The following is a 4904-nucleotide window of genomic DNA, read 5'->3' as shown; positions in this document are numbered from 1 at the left end:
AGCGCCATTTGACGTTATGCGCCCTTGCATGGCCGATCAGCCCCGTGGCGGCGTTAGCCGCGACGGCGAACGCGCTCGTGCCGATGGCGAGATGGGCGTCGGGCACGCGCACCAGATAGACCATGAGTGGGACGGCGAGGATCGAGCCGCCCCCGCCGACAAGCCCGAGGGTAAAGCCCACCAGGCTGCCGGATAACGCACCCAGCAGATACTGGATCGGTTCGAGGGTCATGCCGCTTTGCCGATCTTATGCGGAGCCGCCATCCATTCATGGCCTTTCAGCATGCCTTGCCAGTAAATCGGGGGCAGCATCCGCTCCTTCAGGAACCAGGCAGCGCGCGTCGGGCGCGTGCCGTTCAGCAGCCACGACGGAAAGCTGGGGAGCAGTTTTCCACCATAGCCGAACTCGGCGAGGACGATCTTGCCGCGCTCGACGGTGAGCGGGCACGACCCATAGCCGTCATAGTCGACAACAGGAGGCTTGCCTTCGAGTGCGGCGAGCGCGTTGACCGCCACCACGGGTGCCTGCTTGCGGGCTGCCGCAGCCGTCTTCGCATTGCTCGTCCCCGCAGCATCGCCCAAGGCAAAGACGTTGTCGTATCGCTTGTGGCGCAGCGTCGCCTCATCGACCTCGACGAAGCCGTTTGCCGCCGCGAGCGAACTTTTGGCAACGACGTCATGCGACACCTGCGGCGGCACGACGTGGAGCATGTCGAACCCGCGCTCGATCCGCTCGCTGACACCGTTCTGCTTGCGCTCGAAGGTGGCAATACGCCGATCGGCGTCGACCGCGACGAGGTTGGATTCGAGCTTGAGGTTGATCCTATACTTCTCGACATATTCCATCAGCGCAGGGACATAGGTCGCGACGCCGAACAGCGCCGCACCGGCGTTGTGAAATTCGACGTCGATCGCGGGGAGAACACCGCGTTCGCGCCAGATGTCGCAGGACAGGTACATCGCCTTTTGAGGCGCGCCGGCGCACTTGATCGGCATCGGCGGTTGCGAGAACAGCGCGCGTCCCCGCTGCAATTCCTGGACAAGCTGGTAGGTGTAGGGCGCCAGATCGTAGCGGTAGTTGGACGTGACCCCGTTGCGGCCCAACGCTTCGGTAAGCCCCGCGATCTTCTCCCACGCCAAACGCAGGCCGGGGGCGACGATCAGGACACGATAGGCGATCGTATCCCCGTCGCCCAGGGTGATCGCCTGACGCTCGGGGTCGATGGTGATCGCCGGCAGCCGGATCCATTCGACGCCCTTGGGCATGACATCGGCTTCGGCCTTGCGGGTCTGTTCGGGGGTGAAAACGCCTGCCCCGACTAACGTCCAACCGGGCTGGTAATAATGGTCCCGGGCCGCATCGACGACCGCGATCGACACCTTGGCGTTACGTTTCAGGATGCTGGCGGCGGTTGCGATGCCCGCAGCTCCGCCTCCGATGATGACGATGTCGTAGGTCATTTGCCGGTTCTTTCGGACCGGCGAGCGAGCGCCGGCTTCAGATCGGCCAGGTCGTACCCGGCTGCCTTGGCCTGACCGACGATCGTTTCGGGATCGGCATGACTCGCCTCCGCCAGCGCCCATAGGGTAGCCGCCCGCGTGCCGCTTCGGCAGAAGCCGAGCGTCGGTCCCGGCAGCGCAGTCAGCGCTTCCTTCATCCGGTCCGCATCGGCATCGGTCGCCTTGCCCGGCACGATCGGGACATGGGCGAACGCAAGGCCGTGTTCTTCGGCGATCCGGGCCATCTCGTGTGCGCTCGGCTGTCCCTGCTCCTCGCCATTTGGCCGGCTCGAAACGATCGAGCGAAACCCCGCCTGTGCGGCGGCAGCGACATCATCCCGGGTGAGCTGGGGAGCAGCCGAGAAGGACGGTGTGATCTTCTTGAAGGCCATGTAATGTCTCCTGTCCGGTCACGCCGAACGGCGTGGGATGAGTGCGAAGCGGTGGATGGCTGCGCCGAGCGCCATTGCAGCGGTGAAGAGCAGCGCGGGGGCAGGCTGGATCGCGAGCGCGGCGATGGCGGGGCCGGGGCACAGGCCGACAAGGCCCCAGCCTATGCCGAACAGGGCGGCACCGCCGAGGAGGCGCGCGTCGATCGGCGACGTGGCCGGCGTATGGAATTGCTCCGCGACGATCGGCGTAGAGCGTCCACGCACGATGAGCCAGGCTATCGCCATCGGCAGGATCGCTCCCGCCATGACGAATGCCAGGGTCGGGTCCCAGGCACCGGCGACGTCGAGAAACGCCCGTACCCGCGCAGGATCGATCATGCCGGACACGGCGAGGCCGGCGCCGAACAGCGTGCCGCTGACGAGCGAAAGAAGGCTCTGGCGCATCACGATACCACTCCCGCGAGACGCATGAGGGTCACGGTGGCGATGCCGGTCGCCATGAACGTGCCGGTCGCGACGATGGACCGCGGCGACAGGCGCGACAGGCCGCAGACGCCGTGACCGCTGGTGCACCCCGCGCCGAGCCGCGTCCCGATCCCGACGATCAGCCCGGCGACGGCGATCAGCCCGAGCGACGTCGGGAAGCGAGCTTCCACATTCACATTGGCTGCGGTCAGCGCCGCGCCCAGGGGCAGCCCCGCCGTGAAAAGCAAGGCCATCATCCAAGGCGCTCCCCCTTCAGAGAGAGCGAGGACACGCGCGAACATGCCGCTGACCCCGGCGATGCGGCCGTTGCCCAGCAACATGATCGCCGCAGCGAACCCGATCATCAGGCCGCCGATGAAGCCGGCAAGCGGCATGGCATGGGGAAATCCGGGCATCACAGCGTATCCAGTGGAATCTTGAGGTAGCGGGTGCCGTTGACTTCCGGCTCCGGCAGATGGCCGCCGCGCATATTGACCTGCACCGATGGCAGGATGAGCTTGGGCATCGACAAGGTGGCGTCCCGACTGGTGCGCATCGCGACGAAGTTGTCTTCGTCCACCCCCTCATGAACGTGGACGTTGCCGACGCGCTGCGCGCCCACGGTCGTCTCCCAGACATACCGGTCGCGCCCCGCAGCCTTGTAGTCGTGGCACAGGAACAGCCGCGTCTCGTCGGGCAACTGCATCAGTCGACGGATCGAGCGGAATAGCTGGCGCGCATCACCACCGGGGAAGTCTGCGCGTGCGGTGCCGTAGTCCGGCATGAACAGGGTATCGCCGGTGAAGACTGCGTCGCCGATGACATAGGCCATATCGGCGGGGGTGTGCCCCGGCACATGCAGCGCGATGGCCTCGATGTCGCCGATCGTAAAACGGTCGCCATCGTCGAACAGGTGGTCGAACTCGGAGCCGTCCCGTTCGAAGTCGGTGCCGGCGTTGAAAATCTTGCCGAAGACGTTCTGCACGCGAATGATGTCGCGGCCGATCGCGAGCTGACCGCCCAGCGCCTTTTGCAGATAGGGCGCCGCAGACAGGTGGTCGGCATGAGCATGGGTTTCGAGCAGCCAGTCGACCGAAAGGCCGTGCTCCCGCACATAAGCGATTACCGCATCCGCCGACGCCGTATTGGTGCGACCGGCCGCAGCGTCGAAGTTCAGGACACTGTCAACGATCGCCGCCTTTCGCGTGGCGGGGTCCCAGACGACGTAGGTCGCGGTGTTGGTCGGCTCGTCGAAGAACGAGTGAACGACCGGCGCTACCGCCGCCTTCGCACGTTCAATCTGCGCAACTGCCTCATTCAACGCCGATTCCACGATCGCCTCCAATTATTGATTTCATGGTTTATGTAGTTGTGTAATCCGCTTGCGTCAACGGGCTGCCCGTGCCATCTGAAAAGCATGGAAACGATGGATGCAGACGTACCGCGCTCGTTGCGCATCGGGGACGCGGCCCCGAATTTCACCGCCCGCACGACGCAGGGCGCGATGTCGCTCGATCAGTATCGTGGTCGTTGGGTCGTGTTCTTTTCGCACCCGGCTGATTTCACGCCGGTCTGCACCAGCGAGTTCGTGGCCCTGGCGAAGGCCGCACCGCAATTCGAGGAGCTCGACTGCGCCTTGCTCGGGCTGTCGGTTGACAGCCTGTATTCGCATGTCGCCTGGTTGCGCGCGATCAAGGATGTCTTCGGTGTAGAGGTGCCGTTCCCGGTCGTGGAAGACCCGTCGATGGCGGTGGGTTACGCCTATGGCATGCTTGACGAACAGGCCGGCGACGCCTCGGCCGTGCGCGCGACCTATTTCATCGATCCTGAGGGCATCATCCGTGCGCTCAACTGGTATCCGATGAACGTCGGGCGATCGGTCGACGAGATGCTCCGCACGGTGAGGGCATTGCAGCGATCGGCCGATGGGCAGGCCTATACGCCGGCCGACTGGCAGCCGGGTGACGACGTCCTGCTCCCGCCCGCCTTGCCGTGCAGCGCCGGTGCCGACTGGTTTCATCAGTTGAAGGCCGATCGATGACGGCGATCCATCAATCCCGCGCGATCGCCGATGCGGCGGTCGAAAAGCTGCGCGTGTTCGCTCAACCCCAGCGCCTCATGATCCTGTCCTATCTGCTGGGCGGTGAGCGGCAGGTTGCGGACATAGAGGCTGCGACCGGCGTGACCCAGCCGGCCCTCAGCCAGCAGCTTGCCGAGCTGCGCCGCGCCGAGCTGGTGAAGACGAGACGCGAGGCAAAGCAGGTCCATTACCGGCTCGCCGATGACGCAGCCGCAATGTGCGTGCGCACGCTCGAGGCGATATTCGGCGCCGATGATCTAGCCGTGCATGAGGCAGCGCCCGCTTCCCGACCGTCGCGAGCGCGCGGGGCGTCGGCTGCCACGCGGCCGCAAAATATAGGCGCAGCCGTATTTGCGAGGGTCGGATAATCATTCCGGTTTCGAAAGGACAAACCAGATGCGGCTTCCCGCTATCGCAGTTGCAGGATGCTTGGCCGTCATGAGCAGTGCCGGGTCAGCAGGCGTCAC

Annotated in this window: 8 protein-coding genes; 2 read left to right on the top strand and 6 right to left on the bottom strand. The window is 65.1% G+C overall.

Annotated elements, in window-relative coordinates; genetic code table 11:
* The 6 genes from BGN95_RS09585 to BGN95_RS09560 form a co-directional block, all read right to left on the bottom strand.
* Positions 1-232 (bottom strand): sulfite exporter TauE/SafE family protein (locus BGN95_RS09585; protein WP_286772492.1); only part of this gene is annotated, 232 nt, incomplete at its 3' end.
* Positions 229-1461 carry an NAD(P)/FAD-dependent oxidoreductase gene (locus BGN95_RS09580; RefSeq protein WP_018251197.1) on the bottom strand — a complete coding sequence of 411 codons (1233 nt, stop codon included), beginning with the start codon at positions 1459-1461 and terminating at the stop codon, positions 229-231. The genes BGN95_RS09585 and BGN95_RS09580, both read right to left, overlap by 4 nt.
* Positions 1458-1892, bottom strand: a complete 435-nt coding sequence (locus BGN95_RS09575) for a protein tyrosine phosphatase family protein (RefSeq protein ID WP_018251196.1) — start codon at positions 1890-1892, stop codon at positions 1458-1460. The genes BGN95_RS09580 and BGN95_RS09575 overlap by 4 nt, the downstream gene beginning before the upstream one ends.
* Before the next feature lie 18 nt (positions 1893-1910).
* Entirely contained in the window at positions 1911-2336 is a 426-nt protein-coding gene (locus tag BGN95_RS09570) for a DUF6691 family protein (protein WP_018251195.1), read from the bottom strand.
* Positions 2336-2773, bottom strand: coding sequence for a YeeE/YedE family protein (locus BGN95_RS09565; protein ID WP_170172224.1), 438 nt, complete (start codon positions 2771-2773; stop codon positions 2336-2338). The genes BGN95_RS09570 and BGN95_RS09565 overlap by 1 nt, the downstream gene beginning before the upstream one ends.
* Entirely contained in the window at positions 2773-3702 is a 930-nt protein-coding gene (locus BGN95_RS09560) for an MBL fold metallo-hydrolase (RefSeq protein WP_018251193.1), read from the bottom strand. Before BGN95_RS09560 ends, BGN95_RS09565 begins: the two co-directional genes overlap by 1 nt.
* Positions 3703-3774: 72 nt before the next feature.
* On the opposite strand from BGN95_RS09560, the gene BGN95_RS09555 reads away from it, so the two are divergent.
* Positions 3775-4398, top strand: a complete 624-nt coding sequence (locus tag BGN95_RS09555; RefSeq protein WP_018251192.1) for a peroxiredoxin — start codon at positions 3775-3777, stop codon at positions 4396-4398.
* Positions 4395-4805 (top strand): ArsR/SmtB family transcription factor, encoded by a 411-nt coding sequence (locus tag BGN95_RS09550; RefSeq protein ID WP_018251191.1) that lies wholly within the window; start codon positions 4395-4397, stop codon positions 4803-4805. Before BGN95_RS09555 ends, BGN95_RS09550 begins: the two co-directional genes overlap by 4 nt.
* Positions 4806-4904: the final 99 nt, after the last annotated feature.

It is taken from the genome of Sphingomonas sp. 66-10 (assembly GCF_001897045.1).
Lineage (GTDB): Bacteria > Pseudomonadota > Alphaproteobacteria > Sphingomonadales > Sphingomonadaceae > Sphingomonas > Sphingomonas lycopersici.
The sequence above is the reverse complement of the archived record's forward strand: the minus strand, read 5'-3'. Positions and strand labels throughout refer to the sequence as shown.

What these genes read in the sequence shown, in the direction of transcription:
- BGN95_RS09555 (WP_018251192.1), top strand. Translation starts at nt 3,775, where the DNA reads ATGGAAACGATGGATGCAGACGTACCGCGCTCGTTGCGCATCGGGGAC.
- BGN95_RS09565 (WP_170172224.1), bottom strand. Translation starts at nt 2,773, where the DNA reads ATGCCCGGATTTCCCCATGCCATGCCGCTTGCCGGCTTCATCGGCGGC.
- BGN95_RS09570 (WP_018251195.1), bottom strand. Translation starts at nt 2,336, where the DNA reads ATGCGCCAGAGCCTTCTTTCGCTCGTCAGCGGCACGCTGTTCGGCGCC.
- BGN95_RS09575 (WP_018251196.1), bottom strand. Translation starts at nt 1,892, where the DNA reads ATGGCCTTCAAGAAGATCACACCGTCCTTCTCGGCTGCTCCCCAGCTC.
- BGN95_RS09550 (WP_018251191.1), top strand. Translation starts at nt 4,395, where the DNA reads ATGACGGCGATCCATCAATCCCGCGCGATCGCCGATGCGGCGGTCGAA.
- BGN95_RS09580 (WP_018251197.1), bottom strand. Translation starts at nt 1,461, where the DNA reads ATGACCTACGACATCGTCATCATCGGAGGCGGAGCTGCGGGCATCGCA.